The organism is Klebsiella sp. C349492, assembly GCF_042055345.1.
Taxonomy (GTDB): Bacteria; Pseudomonadota; Gammaproteobacteria; order Enterobacterales; family Enterobacteriaceae; genus Klebsiella; species Klebsiella scottii.
The window spans coordinates 409,315-426,128 of sequence record NZ_JANQCE010000003.1 but is presented as its reverse complement, the minus strand read 5'-3'; the positions used below and the strand labels follow the sequence as shown (position 1 = coordinate 426,128).

Annotated in this window: 16 protein-coding genes and 1 pseudogene; 6 read left to right on the top strand and 11 right to left on the bottom strand. The window is 58.1% G+C overall.

Annotated elements, in window-relative coordinates:
- Positions 1–26 precede the first annotated feature (26 nt).
- Complete coding sequence (locus NWP14_RS14585; RefSeq protein ID WP_095100440.1) at positions 27–374, bottom strand: DUF2502 domain-containing protein; 348 nt, start codon at positions 372–374, stop codon at positions 27–29.
- Positions 375–501: 127 nt separating this feature from the next.
- Entirely contained in the window at positions 502–1,494 is a 993-nt protein-coding gene (gene mgrA, locus NWP14_RS14580) for an L-glyceraldehyde 3-phosphate reductase (RefSeq protein ID WP_375215560.1), read from the bottom strand.
- Between the two features lie 176 nt (positions 1,495–1,670).
- On the opposite strand from mgrA, the gene NWP14_RS14575 reads away from it, so the two are divergent.
- The gene (locus tag NWP14_RS14575; protein WP_375215559.1) at positions 1,671–3,332 is read left to right on the top strand and encodes an alpha-keto acid decarboxylase family protein; all 1,662 of its coding nucleotides are present in this window, start codon (positions 1,671–1,673) and stop codon (positions 3,330–3,332) included.
- On the opposite strand, the gene NWP14_RS14570 is transcribed toward NWP14_RS14575, so the two are convergent.
- Positions 3,329–4,564 carry an ion channel protein gene (locus tag NWP14_RS14570; RefSeq protein ID WP_331834778.1) on the bottom strand — a complete coding sequence of 412 codons (1,236 nt, stop codon included), beginning with the start codon at positions 4,562–4,564 and terminating at the stop codon, positions 3,329–3,331. The genes NWP14_RS14575 and NWP14_RS14570 overlap by 4 nt on opposite strands.
- Before the next feature lie 263 nt (positions 4,565–4,827).
- On the opposite strand from NWP14_RS14570, the gene glk reads away from it, so the two are divergent.
- Entirely contained in the window at positions 4,828–5,793 is a 966-nt protein-coding gene (gene glk, locus NWP14_RS14565) for a glucokinase (protein ID WP_095100448.1), read from the top strand.
- A gap of 40 nt (positions 5,794–5,833) precedes the next feature.
- Here the strand turns inward: glk and NWP14_RS14560 are convergent, their stop codons facing one another.
- Together NWP14_RS14560 and NWP14_RS14555 are read right to left on the bottom strand one after the other, a co-directional pair.
- Positions 5,834–6,574 carry a LytR/AlgR family response regulator transcription factor gene (locus tag NWP14_RS14560; RefSeq protein ID WP_375215558.1) on the bottom strand — a complete coding sequence of 247 codons (741 nt, stop codon included), beginning with the start codon at positions 6,572–6,574 and terminating at the stop codon, positions 5,834–5,836.
- An 11-nt stretch (positions 6,575–6,585) separates the two neighbouring features.
- The gene (locus NWP14_RS14555; RefSeq protein WP_331834796.1) at positions 6,586–8,265 is read right to left on the bottom strand and encodes a sensor histidine kinase; all 1,680 of its coding nucleotides are present in this window, start codon (positions 8,263–8,265) and stop codon (positions 6,586–6,588) included.
- Between the two features lie 399 nt (positions 8,266–8,664).
- Here NWP14_RS14555 and alaC point away from each other — a divergent pair, with 399 nt between their 5' ends.
- Positions 8,665–9,903 (top strand): alanine transaminase, encoded by a 1,239-nt coding sequence (alaC, locus tag NWP14_RS14550; RefSeq protein ID WP_095100452.1) that lies wholly within the window; start codon positions 8,665–8,667, stop codon positions 9,901–9,903.
- Positions 9,904–9,947: 44 nt separating this feature from the next.
- On the opposite strand, the gene ypdK is transcribed toward alaC, so the two are convergent.
- Together ypdK and NWP14_RS14540 are read right to left on the bottom strand one after the other, a co-directional pair.
- Positions 9,948–10,019, bottom strand: a complete 72-nt coding sequence (gene ypdK, locus NWP14_RS14545; protein WP_115193904.1) for a membrane protein YpdK — start codon at positions 10,017–10,019, stop codon at positions 9,948–9,950.
- A gap of 384 nt (positions 10,020–10,403) precedes the next feature.
- A complete protein-coding gene (locus NWP14_RS14540) occupies positions 10,404–11,585 on the bottom strand; it encodes a cyanate transporter (protein WP_375215557.1) in 1,182 nt (393 codons plus the stop codon).
- Between the two features lie 230 nt (positions 11,586–11,815).
- Between NWP14_RS14540 and cynR the strand changes: the two genes are divergently transcribed.
- Positions 11,816–12,718, top strand: a complete 903-nt coding sequence (gene cynR, locus NWP14_RS14535; protein ID WP_375215556.1) for a transcriptional regulator CynR — start codon at positions 11,816–11,818, stop codon at positions 12,716–12,718.
- Between the two features lie 83 nt (positions 12,719–12,801).
- Here cynR and NWP14_RS14530 read toward each other — a convergent pair whose 3' ends face one another.
- Positions 12,802–13,278 carry a WbuC family cupin fold metalloprotein gene (locus NWP14_RS14530; protein WP_375215555.1) on the bottom strand — a complete coding sequence of 159 codons (477 nt, stop codon included), beginning with the start codon at positions 13,276–13,278 and terminating at the stop codon, positions 12,802–12,804.
- Between the two features lie 164 nt (positions 13,279–13,442).
- Positions 13,443–14,090: a TetR family transcriptional regulator gene (locus NWP14_RS14525; RefSeq protein WP_375215554.1), complete on the bottom strand. Its 648-nt coding sequence runs from the start codon at positions 14,088–14,090 to the stop codon at positions 13,443–13,445.
- A 127-nt stretch (positions 14,091–14,217) separates the two neighbouring features.
- Here NWP14_RS14525 and NWP14_RS14520 point away from each other — a divergent pair, with 127 nt between their 5' ends.
- Together NWP14_RS14520 and NWP14_RS14515 are read left to right on the top strand one after the other, a co-directional pair.
- The gene (locus NWP14_RS14520) at positions 14,218–14,877 is read left to right on the top strand and encodes an O-methyltransferase (protein ID WP_375215553.1); all 660 of its coding nucleotides are present in this window, start codon (positions 14,218–14,220) and stop codon (positions 14,875–14,877) included.
- 78 nt (positions 14,878–14,955) lie between these two features.
- The gene (locus NWP14_RS14515; protein ID WP_375215552.1) at positions 14,956–16,179 is read left to right on the top strand and encodes an arabinose transporter; all 1,224 of its coding nucleotides are present in this window, start codon (positions 14,956–14,958) and stop codon (positions 16,177–16,179) included.
- A gap of 10 nt (positions 16,180–16,189) precedes the next feature.
- Here NWP14_RS14515 and NWP14_RS14510 read toward each other — a convergent pair whose 3' ends face one another.
- Both NWP14_RS14510 and NWP14_RS14505 read right to left on the bottom strand, forming a co-directional pair.
- Positions 16,190–16,315, bottom strand: a complete 126-nt coding sequence (locus tag NWP14_RS14510) for a hypothetical protein (RefSeq protein WP_375215609.1) — start codon at positions 16,313–16,315, stop codon at positions 16,190–16,192.
- A pseudogene (locus NWP14_RS14505) lies at positions 16,298–16,578 on the bottom strand (xylose isomerase); the annotation flags it as partial. The gene NWP14_RS14510 and the pseudogene NWP14_RS14505, both read right to left, overlap by 18 nt.
- Positions 16,579–16,814: the final 236 nt, after the last annotated feature.

Below are 16,814 nucleotides of genomic sequence, written 5' to 3'. Positions count from 1 at the left end.
ATTTGATTAAACTGATTGAAGGACATTTAGTGATGGCCGTGGCCGGGTCCACGACCTCCCGGTCCGCGGCCCCAGCCGCCGCGACGGTCGTCGCGATCGTTCCAGCCCTCGCGATAGCCGCGTTCGTAGGCTTTGCGCTTATCCCAGCCGCGGTGACGGCCGTTGTCATGATGCCGCCAGCGGTTATCACGCCATTCGTAGTTACGACGCCAGTAATCACGGTCGCGCCAGCCGCCACCGTCCCAGTAATTACCGTAGTTGTCGCGATCGCCTATTTGTAATTTTACAGATGGCAGCAGGGTGATTTCACCAGCGTTAGCAACTAACGGCGCTGAGGCCAGTAGCACTGCAGCCAGTATCAGTGACCTGAACATACTCTTCTCCTTCACGATCGAGCCTTGCGGCTTGTTAACGTGATAGTACGGAGCCGTTAAGCCCCGCAGCATTGGATGAACTCCTAAATCGCGGATAAGAGCACTTTTTGCTAAAGTAAGTTTTTGTTTACGCCGCAAGAATCGCGTCAATTTTCGCGCACTCTTCCGGGCTGAAGTGACGGTTGGCGAGCATCCCGACGGCATCATCAAGCTGGGCCGTTTTGCTGGCGCCGATCAGCACCGAAGTCACTTTTTCCCCGCGCAGCACCCAGGCCAGCGCCATCTGCGATAGCTTCTGTCCGCGAGCCTGCGCCAGGGCGTCCAGCCGGCGGACTTTCTCCAGTTTTTCCGCCGTCAGCTGATCCGCCTGCAGGAAGCGGCTGCCGCTGGCTGCCCGGGAATCAGCCGGGATGCCGTGTAAATAGCGGTCGGTCAGCTGGCCGCCGGCCAGCGGTGAAAACGCAATGCTTCCGACTCCCTGCGTCTGCAGGAAATCCAGCAGCCCATCTTCAACCCAGCGTTCGAACATGGAGTATTTGGGCTGATGAATAATGCACGGCGTGCCGAGGTCGTTGAGGATGCCCACCGCCTCCGTCGCCTGGGCGAGAGGGTAGTTCGATAGCCCGACGTAAAGCGCTTTACCCTGACGCACGATATGGTCCAGCGCGCGCATGGTTTCCAGCAGCGGAGTCTCGGGATCGGGGCGGTGATGATAGAAGATATCGACGTATTCCAGCCCCATCCGTTTCAGGCTCTGATCGAGGCTGGCAATCAGATATTTGCGCGAACCCCAGTCGCCGTAAGGCCCGTCCCACATGGTGTAGCCGGCTTTGCTGGAGATAATCAGCTCATCGCGATAGGGTAAAAAATCCTCCCGCAGGATGCGGCCGAAGTTGCTCTCGGCGGAACCCGGCGGCGGCCCGTAGTTGTTGGCCAGATCGAAGTGCGTAATGCCGAGGTCGAAGGCGTGGCGCAGCAGCTGGCGGCTGGTTTCTACCCGCGTTTCGTCACCAAAGTTATGCCAAAGGCCGAGAGAAACTGCCGGCAGCTTTAGTCCGCTATGACCGCATCGGCGGTACTCCATTGTCTGATATCGCGTCGCATTTGCCTGGTAAACCATACTTCCTCCGCAGATAAAACAGCTTGTGTATACGTTTACACTAAAGAATGTTCAACGCGGAGTACACACCCCAGAGTCGTAAATTTTGCTTTCCACCTCATATATTCAACACAATCTGGACAGTTCGATCGCTTATTCAATACTCAAATTACCTGCACGGGATGAGGAGTATGGCTATGCAACCGACTTACACTATTGGCGATTATCTGCTGGATCGCCTTGTAGATTGCGGCATAGACCGCTTGTTTGGCGTACCGGGAGATTACAACCTACAGTTCCTCGATCGTGTTATCGCGCATGAAGCGCTGGGATGGGTCGGCTGTGCCAACGAGCTGAATGCCGCCTATGCGGCCGACGGCTATGCGCGTATTAAAGGCGCCGGCGCGCTGCTGACGACCTACGGCGTTGGCGAGCTGAGCGCGCTTAACGGCGTGGCGGGCAGCTATGCCGAACACGTCCCGGTTCTGCATATCGTTGGCGCCCCCTGCAGCGGCGCCCAGCAGCGGGGCGAGCTGCTGCACCACACGCTGGGGGATGGCGATTTTACGCATTTTGCGCGGATGAGCGAGCAGATAACCTGCACTCAGGCCGCCCTGACGGCGGGCAACGCCTGCCATGAAATCGATCGCGTCCTCAGCGACATGCTGGCCCACCATCGCCCCGGCTATTTGATGCTGCCTGCCGACGTCGCAAGGGCCAGCGCCATGCCGCCGGCGCGTCGCCTGGTTATTGAGGGGCCGCCTGCGGATGAGAATCAGCTGGCCGGATTCCGGGAGCATGCGGGGCAACTGCTGCGGAGCAGCCGGCGGGTATCGCTGCTGGCGGATTTTCTCGCCCAGCGCTACGGCCTGCAGGAAACGCTAAGAACGTGGGTCGAAAAAATGCCGATTGCTCACGCCACCATGCTGATGGGGAAAGGGCTCTTTGACGAGCAGCATCCCGGTTTTGTCGGGACCTACAGCGGTATCGCCAGCGCGTCCGGGACCCGCGAGATGATTGAAAACGCCGATACCATCATCTGCGTCGGAACCCGCTTTACCGATACCATTACCGCCGGATTTACCCAGCATTTACCGCCTGAACACACCATAGAGATTCAGCCGTTCGCCGTCAGGGTGGGCGAGCGCTGGTTCAGCCGGATCCCGATGGATCAGGCGCTGGCGGTCTTGATCAAGCTGTCGGCCAGCCTGGCGGCGGAATGGACGCTCCCGCCGGTCTCAGTGCCGGAGGTTGGCGGAGCTGAAGGCGGCATGCTGACGCAGAAAAAGTTCTGGAGCACCGTGCAGGAGCAGCTGCGGCCGGGGGATATTATTCTCGCCGATCAGGGAACTGCGGCATTCGGCGTTGCGGCGCTGAGGCTGCCCTCGGATGCGACGCTGCTGGTTCAGCCGCTGTGGGGATCGATCGGTTTTACGCTGCCGGCGGCCTACGGCGCGCAGACCGCCGCGCCGGACCGAAGGGTGGTATTGATCATCGGCGATGGCGCGGCGCAGCTCACGATACAGGAAATGGGGTCGATGCTACGCGACAAACAGAGTCCGCTTATTCTGCTGCTTAACAACGAAGGCTACACGGTCGAGCGCGCGATCCATGGAGCGGAGCAGCGCTATAACGATATCGCCCTGTGGGACTGGAACCGTCTGCCGGAGGCGTTTGCCCCCGACGTCCCTTCGCGCTGCTGGCGGGTGACGCGCACGGCGGAGCTGAAGGAGGCGATGAACGACAGCATGGGCTCCGACCGGCTGACGCTGGTCGAGGTGATGCTGCCCAAAATGGATATCCCCGACTTTCTACGGGCGGTAACGCAGGCCCTGGAAGAGCGCAACAGCCGCGTCTAGTCGGGACGTCGTCTGGTTATCATCAGCGGCTTCCCGGCCAGCAGTAGCCAGGCCGGGAGCATCACAATACACAGCAGCGGCAGCAGCGTGGTGTCCGGCACCACGACGGCGGCCATAAACAGGCTCAGCCAGCCGTCGCGGGTGACCACCAGCATCATTCCGAGGATCGCGCAGGAGACCGTAATCGCCGCCGGGACGGCGTCAACGTGCGCGTGCAGCATCAGGCCCAGCGCCACGCCGACGAATACCGCCGGGAAAATCCGCCCACCGCGAAAGCCGCTGGCGGCCGCGAGCACCAGCGCCGCCAGCTTTACCAGCGCAATCAGCATAAAGTCGCCGCCGGTCAGGGTCTGGCTGAAAGCCATTTGCTGCATCTCATCCAGCCCTTTAAACAGCGTGATATGCCCGCCGATGGTCCCGAGGATGCCTAACAGCAAACCGCCGACCCCGAGCGTTAAAATGGGGCTTTTCAGGCGGTGCATCAGCGCATGCAGGCGCGGCAAACACCAGACGGCGACCATTCCTACGGCAATCGCGATAAGCGCGACCACGGCGCCGCTAAAGATATCCACCAACCGCATCTGCGGATAGTGCGGGATCGGGAGCGAGAAATGGGGATTGAAGAACAGGCTCGTTGTCAGGGCGCCGGCAGCCGCCGCCAGCAGGGGGGCAAAAAGGCGGTCCCACAGCGGGACGTCGTTACCGCCGTTAAGGGTTTGCGAAAAGATCAGCGCTGCGGCAACCGGCGTGCCAAACAGCGCGCCGATGGTGCCGGAGGCGGCAAGGATCGTCCAGTCGAGGGAGCTGACGCGCGGAAACAGGCGCGAACCGATGGCCACCGCGAGGGCGATATTGACCACCATAATGGGGTGCTCCGGCCCCAGGCTGACGCCGCCCGCCAGGCCTAGAATTAACGCGGCAATCAGGCCCGGCAGGGCGCTGGTGCTGACGGGCGCGCCCACTAATGATTCAGACGCCGGATCGGGCCCGGCGTGGCCTGGGCTAAAGCGGATGACCAGACCGACGGCAATACCGGTGAGCGTCAGAGTGGCAATGGTCCAGAGAGGCCCGCCGGCGTTCAGGCCCAGGCTTAGCGGCAAAACGCTCCAGAGGATATTTTGCAGGACGCTCGCAACCTTCATCGTCACAATCAATACCAGGCTGGACGCAATCCCGATGATAACCGCCGGGATCGATAGCAACAGCATTGTTCTGGCGCGCGGATGCAGCATGAAAATTTCCTTTTGAAGGTTTGAAGCACTACTTTGCCTTCGCCGCAGGAGGGCATCGAGGCAGATGGTGCTGAAACGATAAAGTTAAGGCTATGCCTGACGATCCCGGCGGCGCGGGGTAAACCATTTTTCACAGATTACAGCCTAAATGTGATATAGGTCGCTAAACTGTGGGCACTTATACGTTGGTCGTTGTTGTTAAGGCATCATGAATTTACAGTGTGCCAAAAGAATCATTTTGACTTTAGTGGAGCCGTAACGGAATGACAAAATTTGCTTTAGTAGGAGATGTCGGCGGAACCAATGCCCGACTGGCATTATGTGATATCGCGAGCGGGGATATCTCCCGTGCAAAAACCTATTCCGGGCTCGATTATCCCAGTCTTGAAGCCGTTGTTCGCGTCTATCTCGACGAGCACAACGTTGAAGTCGAGGATGGCTGCATTGCGATAGCCTGCCCGATCACCGGCGACTGGGTGGCGATGACCAACCACACCTGGGCGTTTTCCATCGCCGAAATGAAAAGCAACCTCGGGTTTGCGCATCTGGAGATCATTAACGACTTCACGGCGGTATCGATGGCGATTCCGATGCTAAAAGCTGAGCATCTGATTCAGTTTGGCGGCACGGCGCCGGTGGAAGGGAAACCTATCGCCGTCTATGGCGCGGGAACCGGCCTCGGCGTGGCGCATCTGGTCCACGTTGATAAACGCTGGGTGAGCCTGCCGGGAGAGGGCGGCCACGTCGATTTTGCGCCGAACAGCGAAGAAGAGGGGATTATTCTGGAAGAGCTGCGCGCCGAGCTGGGACACGTTTCCGCCGAACGCGTGCTGTCAGGCCCAGGTCTGGTCAACCTTTATCGCGCGATAGTGAAATCCGACGGCCGTTTACCGGAAAATCTGCAGCCGAGAGACGTTACCGAACGCGCGCTTGCCGACTCCTGCACCGATTGCCGCCGCGCGCTGTCGCTGTTCTGCGTGATTATGGGCCGTTTTGGCGGCAACCTGGCGCTGACGCTGGCGACCTTTGGCGGCGTGTATATCGCGGGCGGTATCGTGCCGCGCTTCCTCGAATTCTTTAAGGCGTCCGGTTTCCGCGGCGGTTTTGAAGATAAAGGGCGGTTTAAAGCCTTCGTGCAGGATATCCCGGTGTACCTGATTGTCCACGACAATCCGGGGCTGCTGGGCTCCGGCGCGCATATGCGCCAGACGCTGGGCCAAATCCTCTAAAATAGCGCCTCCGGGCCTGAGGGTCCGGATAAGCCGCCGGCTACAGGTGCATCAGCTGGCGGAACTCTTTGACCTTGCTACGGCTCACCGGCACCTGAAACTCAAGATCCCGCAGCCGCAGGACATAGGTGTTATTGAACCACGGCTCAATCTCGCGAATTTTGTTCAGATTGACGCAGTAGGAGCGGTGGCAGCGGAAAAAGTGCGCCGGCGGTAGCCTGGCGCAAAACTCCGTAATGTTCATTGGCATCACGAACGATTCCCGCCGGGTATAGACAAACGTCATTTTTTCATGCGCTTCCGCGTAGTAAATATCGTGAATGCTGGTGACGATAATCCGCTCATCTTTGATCAGATTGATGGTGTCGTTTTCCCGCTGCGGATTTGGCGCCGCGCCGGCGCCGGCTGCTGGAAGCTGCTGCTGCCAGGCGCTGCTCAGCTTTTGCAGCATGTTGATAATACGTGATTCCTGATAGGGCTTGAGGATGTAATCGAACGCCTCCAGCTCAAATGCCTCTACGGCGTGCTCTTTCCAGGCGGTGATAAACACAATAAACGGCTTATGGGCAAACTGGCTGATGTTCTGCGCCAGCAGAACGCCGTCCAGCGAGGGGATATTGATGTCGAGAAAAATGGCATCGACCCTGTTGTGCTGTAGAAACTTCAGCACGTCCAGCCCGTCGTCAAAGGTACCGACAATCTCCATCTGGCTGTGGGTGTTAATCAGCCAGCTGAGCTCCTGTTGCGCCGGGAACTCGTCCTCAACAATGATGACTTTCATTTTTTCTCCGCTCATGGCAGCAGCGACGCCGGCGTGGACTGGGGGGCGTTGCGGTTTGGTACGTAGAAGGTAATCTCCGTCCCTGGGGTCATACGCCTGATATGCAGCCCTTCGCCGTACAGCAGTTTGACCCGGTGATGGACGTTAAGCAGGCCGATTTTATTACCCGGCATCTCATCGGCCTCCACCCGGGCGACGACGGCCGGATCGATACCGTTGCCGGTATCACGGACGCTAATCCGCACCCGCTTCCCGCACTCATTGATGCCAATAGTGACCACGCCTTTTCCCTTGCAGGGCTGGATGCCGTGAACAATGGCATTTTCTACCAGCGGCTGGATCAGCAGGCTGGGTATGACGCAGCTGACTTCATCGTCGATATCATAGATAACGGTGAGCTTGTCGCCAAAACGCGCCTGTTCAATGGCAATGTAGTCCTTGATCTGGTACAGCTCTCTTTTAATATCAATCTGCTCGTCGTCTTTTAATTCAATGTTATAGCGTAAATAACGCGATAAATTAAAAATAAGCTGACGCGCGGTATCCGGATTCATGCGAATCGATGATGAAATGGCATTGAGCGCGTTAAAGAGGAAGTGCGGATTGATTTTGCTCTGCAGCGCGCGCAGTTCGGCCTTGTTGGCCATTTCCCGCAGCTGTTCCGCGCGGGAAACCTCCAGCTGGGTCGAGATGATTTGCGACAGGCCTATCGCCATCTCCTGCAGCGACGACGTAATACGGTGCGCGTGGCAGTAGTAGATTTTCAGCGTCCCGGTGACGATGCCTTTTTCCCGCAATGGAATCACCAGCATCGAGTGAATTTCAGGGGTTCTGTACGCCTCATCGTTGTTCTTGATGATAATTTTTCCACTCTCAATCGCCTGGCGGGTGGTGGGGCTAATGGCGTTGTCGCGATCGTGATAGTTGCCTTCGCCGAAGCCAACGTAGGCCAGTACCCGATCGGTGGTGGTAATCGCCACCGCGTCGGCGTTGATATCGCGGCGGATAATGTCGCAGACCTGGCGGAGCGACTCGCTGTTGACGTGGCGAAACAGCGGCAGCGTTTTGTTGGCGATATCCAGCGCCAGCTTGGCCTGGCGCGCGGCGCTGGCCTCTTTTTCTCCCTCAACGCTCTGCACCAGCAGAACGATAAAACCGATACTGACGCTGCCGAGGATCATCGGAATACCGATTTTCGAGACGATATCCAGGCCCAGTGACAAAGAGGGCGCCCACAGCACCACGAGGATCATGGTCAGCGTTTCGCAGAGCATCCCGGCGAGGATCCCGGCCTTCCAGCGCTGGGCCTTGGGAACCCTACGGCCGATCAACCCGGACAATAGCCCGGCGATGATGCTGGTGATAAAGCAGGGGATCGCGGTAACGCCATCGATATCGATCAGATAGCGATGCACCCCGGCAATGACGCCAACGATAGCGCCGACCCACGGGCCAAACAGGATGCCGCCGGACATCACCGCGATGATACGAACGTTGACCAGCGATCCCTCCACCGGTACGCCTGACCAGGTACTGAACAGGGCAAACAGGGAGAAGATGGCGGTGACGGCCAGCAGCTCCTTCGGCGTATGGGCAGATTTATGCAGCAGCTCACGAAACAGCCGCAGGCGGATGAGGAAAAAAAGACAAATCAGCATCAGTGCCGCGCGGTCAAAAACTGCGAGCAGCATGGTGAATATTTCGTGCATGGAGGCGCCGTGTCATTCGCGGGAAAACGATATGATAAAAAACCTGGCCCCAGAAGGCCAGCCGCAGACAATAATAGGGAAAAGGCACACTTTAAAAAGGGGATTGACGGTAAGTGCCGCGCGGCAGCGAACGCGGGGGCGCTGAGGCTAAAATAAGGTAATGTAAAAGATATTAAGATGTTACTTTCAACGATCCTGTTGGCTAAATCCGGATCGACCGCTGCCGTATTTGCTGGAACGAGTACCCGTTTTTCCTGCCAGATTTTATTTTTTCTCTGCCCTCTCGACAGCGTTATTTTTTTCGGGTTATTTTCTAAATGTGCCGCAACAGCGGCAGCGTCGCTCGGACGGTCCGGGCGCTCACGTTAATCCGAGGAATCTATGGCTGAATTCAGTCCTGAACGCCGCTTTACGCGTATCGATCGTCTCCCCCCGTACGTATTTAACATTACCGCTGAACTGAAAATGGCTGCGCGTCGGCGCGGCGAAGATATTATCGATTTCAGCATGGGCAACCCTGACGGCGCGACGCCGCCGCACATCGTTGAAAAACTGTGCACCGTTGCCCAACGACCGGATACCCACGGCTACTCTACCTCTCGCGGCATTCCACGCCTGCGCCGGGCGATATCGCGCTGGTATCAGGATCGCTATAACGTCGACATTGACCCGGAATCGGAAGCCATCGTGACCATCGGCTCGAAAGAGGGGCTGGCGCACCTGATGCTGGCGACGCTGGATCACGGTGATACGGTACTGGTGCCTAATCCCAGCTACCCTATTCATATTTATGGCGCGGTGATTGCCGGCGCGCAGGTGCGTTCGGTGCCGCTGGTGGAAGGCGTTGATTTCTTCAACGAACTGGAACGCGCGATCCGCGAAAGCTATCCGAAGCCGAAAATGATGATCCTTGGCTTCCCCTCTAACCCGACCGCGCAGTGCGTCGAGCTGGAATTCTTTGAAAAAGTGGTGGCGCTGGCGAAGCGCTACGACGTGCTGGTGGTGCATGACCTGGCCTATGCCGATATTGTCTATGACGGCTGGAAGGCGCCTTCCATTATGGAAGTCCCCGGCGCGCGCGATGTGGCGGTTGAGTTCTTCACGCTGTCGAAAAGCTACAATATGGCCGGCTGGCGCATCGGTTTTATGGTTGGGAATAAAACGCTGGTAAATGCGCTGGCGCGAATTAAGAGCTACCACGATTACGGTACCTTCACCCCGCTGCAGGTGGCGGCAATCGCCGCGCTGGAAGGCGATCAGCAGTGCGTGCGCGATATTGCGGAACAGTACAAGCGCCGTCGCGATGTGCTGGTTAAGGGGCTGCACGAAGCGGGCTGGATGGTGGAGTGCCCGAAAGCATCCATGTACGTGTGGGCAAAGATCCCTGAGCAGTATGCGGCGATGGGATCGCTGGAGTTCGCCAAAAAGCTGCTTCAGGATGCCAAAGTGTGCGTATCGCCGGGCATCGGCTTTGGCGACTACGGCGACACCCATGTGCGCTTCGCCTTAATTGAAAACCGCGATCGTATCCGTCAGGCTATTCGCGGCATTAAATCGATGTTCCGCGCGGACGGACTCCTTCCTGCCGCAGGTAAATCGACGGGCGAAAGCCTGGAATAAAAAAAGGGAGCCGCTGGCTCCCTTTTTTTAGCTATTCACCTTGCTTAGATCATCAGGGCAAAGGTGCCGGCCCAAACGATGACCATAAAAGACACGCCCATAAAAAAGTATTTCACGTCTCATTACTCCGCATTCTCGGCGAAACGCCAAACGAATTTTGTTTTCATCGTTTTCCATGAACTGTCGCAGGAAAAACCAGAGGCTTCTGGCGGCTGCGGCGGTTCGGAATTCTATGCTGTAACTGCTCCAGCTGGCGCTAATGTACGCCTAAAAAATGGGGGAAACAAGAGGCATTTTTTTATTAATTTTTAGTTACTTACGAGTGTCGTGATTCGGCGACACATTAATTTCATTCGGTAATAAATACGATTCTGGCGAAGGCTACTGGCGGCGATGGTTTTGCCGCGGGTAGCGGTTTGATTTTTGGCTTTATTCTCTTCGGGAATGATGCGCAAGTGGGCCTTCCGCACCTGAAATTATCGCGCACGCTCGCCAGCCGGCTACGTTTTTCGCCACTCCTGCGGGTAGCGTGCCGGTACAAAACGCAGCGTTATGACCATCAGCAGCGCCACGCAGGCGGCGTGAAAGGCCCAGTCCAGCACGTAATTCCCGCTCAGGCTACGCAGCAGGCCCGATAGCCACGGCGAGAGGCCGGCGACGATAAAGCCAATTCCCTGCATAAAGGCCACCAGCCGTCCGGCAATCGCCGGATGTCGGGAGTGGTCGAGCGCCAGCACCAGGCACAGAGGAAACGCGCCGCCTAAGCCAATACCGCAGCTTATCGCCCACAGCTGCGGCAGGTACAGCGGCAGCCAGATAAACCCGCAGAAGCCAATCAGCTGCAGCAGCAGCGTCAGCATCAGCAGTTTGCGCCGGTCTTCATGCCGGGCCAGCATCGGCAGCAGCAGGGCGCCGGCGGTTTGGCCAAGCGTCATGACGGCCAGCAGGGTGCCGCTAAGCTGAGCGCTGTAGCCGGACTGCATATAGTAGGGCGGCAGCCAGGCGATCAGGCTGGCGTAGCCGCCGTTAATGAGGCCGAAGTACAGTCCGAGGGTCCAGGCGCGGCGGCGGCGGAAAATAGCGGCTTCTGGCCTGGCTGAAGCTGTAGACGTTCCGCACGCAAGCGGGCGATTGACGGACCACCAGCCGAAGAGCGCCAGCACCGCGGGCAGCGTCCACCAGGCCAGGGCGTGATACCAGACGGCGCTGCGCTGCGCCAGCCACGGCGTCAAGGCCGCAGCCAGACCGCCGCCGCCCATCAGCGCCGCTGACCATAGCCCCATCACCTGGGGCGTGTGCTGCGGAAACCGGCGTTTTATCACTCGCGGGATCGTCGCCTGAATAATGCCAATGCCGATCCCGCCGAGCAGGGCGCTGCTCAGCAGCAGCCCGCTGCGCGGGGCGAGTTCGCGCAGCAGCGCGCCGGCGGCGATCGCCAGCAGGCTCAGCGCGATCCCGCGGTTTTCGCTGAGATGGCGGTCAATCCACGGGCTGGCCAGCGCCAGCGCGCCCATCGCGATGACCGGGATGGCGGTGAGTAGCGAAATGAGGGTAAAACTCATACCGCTGGCCTGCTGTAGCTGGGGAAGCAGGGGGCCGATTGAGGTCAGCAGGGGACGCATATTGATGCCGACAAGAACCAGTACCAGCAGCATCAGGCGGCTGCGCGCTGCGTGGCTCATCGCGACTCGCCCGTCCGGCGCGGATACGCTCCCCTGGGCTGCGGACGAAGGTGGCCGACGGGCGCATGCGGAAGGAAGTTAACGTAGGTGGACATAAAGGCTCCTGCAAATATTGACGCGGCGCGGGGGAAGCGTTGCGATGAAAAGTGCAGACAGGTTACGTATCTTATTTCATAACTTAAAAGACTTATTTATGATGAGTTCCATTTGAATTACTTATGGATTACGGCATGCTGCTGCGCCATCTCACCTGCTTTCTGGCGGTTGCCGAACATCGCGGCTTTACGCGCGCCGCAACGGCGCTCCATATCTCACAGCCGGCGCTATCCCAGCAGGTCCGCCAGCTCGAAGAGGCTTTGGGGACCCAGCTTTTTGACCGCAGCGCCCGCAGCATACGCTTAACGGATGCCGGAGAGGTGTGGCTGATCTATGCGCGTCGGGCGCTGCAGGATTTAGAAGAGGGAAAACGCGCCATCCACGATGTGGAGGATCTCCGGCGAGGGACGCTGCGGGTGGCGATGATGCCGACCTTTACGACCTATTTTATGGGGCCGCTGGTGGGCTCTTTTTATCAGCGTTACCCCAATATTTCGCTGACCATGCGCGAAATGGATCAGGACCGGATGGAAGCCCTGCTGCGCAATGATGAGCTGGATGTCGGTATTGCCTTTGACGATGGCGGCGCGCGCGATATTGTGTCCCGACCTCTGCTGACTGAAACGCTGGCGCTGGTGGTGGGCCGGCACCATCCGCTGGCGGCGCTGCGGCGCGTAAAGCGGGAAATGCTGAATCAGGAGTCGCTGATACTGCTCAGCGGGGAGTTTGCTACCCGGGATCGGATCGATCGCTATTGCCGCCAGTACGCGATTGAGCCAAAGGTTCGGATGGAGGCGAACTCTATCAGCGCGGTACTGACCGTGATTCAGCGTACCCCGCTATCGACCCTGCTGCCGGCCGCCGTTGTGCGGGAGCGCGACGATCTGGTGGCCATTGAGCTAACGCCGGCGCTGCTGGAAAGAACGGCCTGTCTGCTACAGCATAAGGACGCCTGGCAGAGCGCGGCCGTACGGGCGTTTAGCGCCATGGCGCTGGAGGTGGCAGCAGGGCTGGACGCTGAAGGAGCCCTGCGATAGCGCGGTTCACCTGGTGTAGCCGACGGCAAGAATGCCGTCGCTGTGCTGGACGATAGAACGTTTTGCCGGCGAATCCGGCGGATCTACAGGGTAAAACCGCCGTCACCGACCTGCGCCTGGCGGTACCATTCCATCAGCTCTGCGCTGCCCGCGTCGCCCTCAGCCGGCGCCCAGGAGACATAATCCTCGGCCGCCACCGGCCGATAGCTGCCGTGCTTCACTTCGAAAATAATGCCGCCGCGATCTAACGAGAGTACCGCATGCCAGGTCCCGGCATCCATCTCCAGCGCCGTACACTCTTCCCCTAAAATAACCCGGCGGGTGACGTAGCCCTGGTCATCAAAGTTCAACACCACAAAGCGTCCGCTAAGCGGCAGCAGCAGCTCAAACGTGTGCGGGTGGCGGTGGGGGCGAACGTAGGTTCCGGGCTCCATCGCAATGGCTAAACGCTGTACCGGATCGCTCAATTGTGGATGAAAGTTACGATGAGCGCGCAGGCGCGGAGAATTCGCCGCCGCTTCGCGCTGTTGTTGCATATCGCTGAGGGTGATTTGTTTCATTTATCCGCCGGGTATCAGGTCTGAAAACGGGAGCATTGTGCGGTAACGAGAGAAGCGGGCCTTTTTGTCAGCAAGACCGGGTGCCGCATTGTACGCATTAAACCCTAAAATGTCGGGCTAAATTTGCGGCCTCCGCGGGCACCCTGCGGGCAGAGAGTTTGGCATTACGGCTGCGCGGCGTCCTCCTGCGCGGTCTCTCTTAGCCAGGCGCTGAACATATCCGCCATCGCATCAGAGAAGCGGCTAATTTCTTCAGCCGTGCGCGGGCTGGATGAGAAACCGCTGCCCACCGAGCTTAGCGTTGTCGTCAACAGCTCGCAGGCCAGCTGCCGCCTGGCCGCCGACGCGTCGGGAAGGACTTCCTCAATAAATTGACCATAGACGCTATCGGCCGTGGTTCGATTTTCTTTGGCCTCAGGCGCGTCGCGATAGAGCGGCGCCGAGTCGTTGAGCGCCTGACGCAGTCCCGCCTCTTCGCACTCCGACTGGATAAATACGTGCACCAGCGTGCGCAATCTGTCGAGCGGAGGACGATCGGCGTTACCGAGGATCTCGCTGAGCATGGCCGTTGTCTGCTGCCATTCATCACTTTGCAAACGAAACAGAATTGCCGCTTTATTGGGAAAATATTGATATACCGACCCGACGCTAACTCCCGCCTTTTCCGCCACCCTTGCGGTGGTAAAGCGTACCGCTCCTTCTTTTTCTAAAACCTGAAGTGCCGCCTGAATAATCGCCGATACCAGCTCGGTTGAGCGGGCCTGTTTTGGCTTTTTTCTCAATGAAATCAAATTACTTTTAGCAGGCGACATGGCGCTTCTCTCCCGAGCCGGAATGCGAATAGTTAATGCGAATAATTGATCGTATTCTTTAAAAGATGACGAATCATTCGCATTTTATGCCGCTGGCGTAAACCACACAACTTTTGAAGGATTTATTATGTCAACCACGCTGACATCCGCGCCGCTGGCCGCATTATTAGAAAGACTATTTAAGCAGGCAAACGGGGCCGCAAGCGCGGCGTTCTCCAGCATTCCTCGCGCCGAACGCGAACGGATGATGACCAGCAAAACCGAATATCGTGAGCTTTATGGTCATCTGAAAGATCTCTGGCTCCCCGTCGCGGCGGAGACCGGGACATTGCTTTATATGCTGGCCCGCAGCATTCGGGCGCAGCACGTTGTTGAGTTCGGGACCTCGTTTGGTATTTCAGCCCTGCATCTGGCAGCCGCGCTGAAAGATAACGGCGGTGGCCTGCTGATAACCAGCGAGTTTGAGCCGAATAAAGTGGCCCGGGCCCGCGAGCACCTGAAAGAGGCCGGGCTGGATGCTCTGGTCGATGTTCGTGAAGGCGATGCGCTGCAAACCCTGGCGGTGAGTCTGCCGGAGACCATCGATATGGTGCTGCTGGATGGCGCAAAAGCGCTGTATCCGGAGATTTTGGCTCTCCTCGAAAGCCGCCTGCGTCCCGGCGCGTTTATCATCGCCGACAATGCCGACTACAGCGCCGAATATCTGGAGTATGTGCGTAATCCGCAAAACGGTTATTTGTCCGTGCCTTTCGCTGATGACGTCGAGCTCTCATTGCGGACGAGATGAAAAAATAGCCCGCAGTACAGGCAAAGAGGCGGCTCCCCTTCAGCCCGGTATTTATCCCCGTATTGAATGAATTCACTTATGACTGAACAACAAAATCAAACTTCCGCGGCGTTTAATCACGCCGTACCGCAGGTCAGGTCCGTATTTCTGACCTTACTGCCGATTGTGATCTCGGTTTACATTGGCTTCCTGATTATTGGCATGCAGCTGCCGGTATTACCGCTGCATCTGCACGGCACCCTGGGGCAGAGCACGCTGGTGGTGGGGCTGGTCATCGGATCGCAGTTCGTAGCCGCTCTGCTTTCGCGCTCCTGGGCCGGTAACTTTGCCGATATACACGGCGCGAAACGCGCGATGGTTATAGGCCTGCTGGTGACGGCCGGGTCAGGGATTCTGTATCTGCTCTCGCTGCTGTTTATTGCCAGTGCTGGCGTTAGCGTGTGGATTTTGCTGGCCGGGCGCATTGTGCTGGCGTTGGGCGAAAGCCTGCTGGTTACCGGCGCAATGGGCTGGGGGATAGGGCTGGTGGGCCCGCGTAATGCCGGGAAAGTTATGTCCTGGAACGGTATTGCGATGTACGGCGCCTACGCGTCAGGCGCTCCGCTTGGGGTCGCTTTTAACGCCTGGGGCGGCTTCTTCGGCCTGTCGCTTGCCGTGCTGCTGGTACCCTTTATTGCTTTGCTGGCTATTGCCAGAGTTCGGGGCGTTGCTCCGCTCGCTACGGAAAAAACCTCGTTCTATACCGTACTTAATGCCGTCTGGAAACCGGGGCTTGGCCTCGCGCTGTGCAGCGTTGGCTTCGGCGTTATCGAAGCGTTTATCGCGCTGCTGTTTACCGCCCATAGCTGGGGTAACGCCTCGCTGGCCTTTACTGCTTTCGGCCTGGCCTTTATTGCCGCGCGGATTGCCTTCGGTCATCTACCCGATAAGCTGGGCGGCGCGCGGGTTGCGCTGATCTGCGTGGTGATTGAGGCCCTGGGTCAGCTGCTTATCTGGCGGGCCGATACGCCCTCCCTGGCCTATCTTGGCGCGGCGCTCACCGGCTTTGGCTACTCGCTGGCTTTTCCCGGATTTGGCGTGGAAGCCGTGCGTCGCGCTCCTCCCCAAACCCGCAGCCTGGCAATGGGGGCGTACGTTGCTTTTCTCGATATCTCTTTAGGGATCACCGCTCCGCTGGCCGGCGCCCTGGCGGGTCACTGGGGAATTAACGCCGTCTACCTGGCGAGCGCGGCGGCCGTTGCGCTCTCCGCCGCCGTCGCGCTGGCGCTGCTTAGCGGAGGAGTAAACCGTTCGCGGGTATAACGAGCTGATTCTAAACCGATGACCATGATCTATTTTGCAGGACGACCCGATAGCCATCGTCATCGGCAAAGGTGCGCCCGTTAACATCCCAGTATGGATTAAATGAGCTCACGGGGGTAAAACCGGCCAGCTCCATTTTCGCGCACTCTCTCTGCCACTCTTGCCGATCGTCAGCCTGCAGCCAAGGGCGTTCAAAAGAACCATTACCAAACCTATCTGCGCCATTCCAGCAGAAGTTGTGCCAATAACAGGCGGCAAAGCGTCGATGCTCTGCCAGCCGTTTGCCGGCACGATTTCATTCGGGTTACAATGGCGAAAAGCCAGCGGGTTTGTTGCCTTAGGGGCTGCAAAACGTACGCCGTCGAGCTGATCGAAATAAGTTTGCACAATGAACTCCATCATTCAGGGCGCGGAAAGTCAATGACTGCGGCTATCCTCTATTTTCCATCATCGATTGATCAATTACGTTATTTCATTCGCAGATTAAGAGATTGCTTAAATGTGAGCAATCTCGCAAAAAGTTGAGTTATGTATTCCCTTTGCTGACGGTCATGTAGAATTCAGTTTTCGGGGGGCGCTGACCCGCGCTGAAATAAAATGCCGGTTTTGTAGAGTGCATACGTCCTGCCCGGACA

Excerpts from the sequence above, each read along its gene's own strand:
- NWP14_RS14585 (WP_095100440.1), bottom strand. The coding sequence starts at position 374 with ATGTTCAGGTCACTGATACTGGCTGCAGTGCTACTGGCCTCAGCGCCG.
- mgrA (WP_375215560.1), bottom strand. The coding sequence starts at position 1,494 with ATGGTTTACCAGGCAAATGCGACGCGATATCAGACAATGGAGTACCGC.
- NWP14_RS14575 (WP_375215559.1), top strand. The coding sequence starts at position 1,671 with ATGCAACCGACTTACACTATTGGCGATTATCTGCTGGATCGCCTTGTA.
- NWP14_RS14570 (WP_331834778.1), bottom strand. The coding sequence starts at position 4,564 with ATGCTGCATCCGCGCGCCAGAACAATGCTGTTGCTATCGATCCCGGCG.
- glk (WP_095100448.1), top strand. The coding sequence starts at position 4,828 with ATGACAAAATTTGCTTTAGTAGGAGATGTCGGCGGAACCAATGCCCGA.
- NWP14_RS14560 (WP_375215558.1), bottom strand. The coding sequence starts at position 6,574 with ATGAAAGTCATCATTGTTGAGGACGAGTTCCCGGCGCAACAGGAGCTC.
- NWP14_RS14555 (WP_331834796.1), bottom strand. The coding sequence starts at position 8,265 with ATGCTGCTCGCAGTTTTTGACCGCGCGGCACTGATGCTGATTTGTCTT.
- alaC (WP_095100452.1), top strand. The coding sequence starts at position 8,665 with ATGGCTGAATTCAGTCCTGAACGCCGCTTTACGCGTATCGATCGTCTC.
- NWP14_RS14540 (WP_375215557.1), bottom strand. The coding sequence starts at position 11,585 with ATGAGCCACGCAGCGCGCAGCCGCCTGATGCTGCTGGTACTGGTTCTT.
- cynR (WP_375215556.1), top strand. The coding sequence starts at position 11,816 with ATGCTGCTGCGCCATCTCACCTGCTTTCTGGCGGTTGCCGAACATCGC.
- NWP14_RS14530 (WP_375215555.1), bottom strand. The coding sequence starts at position 13,278 with ATGAAACAAATCACCCTCAGCGATATGCAACAACAGCGCGAAGCGGCG.
- NWP14_RS14525 (WP_375215554.1), bottom strand. The coding sequence starts at position 14,090 with ATGTCGCCTGCTAAAAGTAATTTGATTTCATTGAGAAAAAAGCCAAAA.
- NWP14_RS14520 (WP_375215553.1), top strand. The coding sequence starts at position 14,218 with ATGTCAACCACGCTGACATCCGCGCCGCTGGCCGCATTATTAGAAAGA.
- NWP14_RS14515 (WP_375215552.1), top strand. The coding sequence starts at position 14,956 with ATGACTGAACAACAAAATCAAACTTCCGCGGCGTTTAATCACGCCGTA.
- NWP14_RS14510 (WP_375215609.1), bottom strand. The coding sequence starts at position 16,315 with ATGGAGCTGGCCGGTTTTACCCCCGTGAGCTCATTTAATCCATACTGG.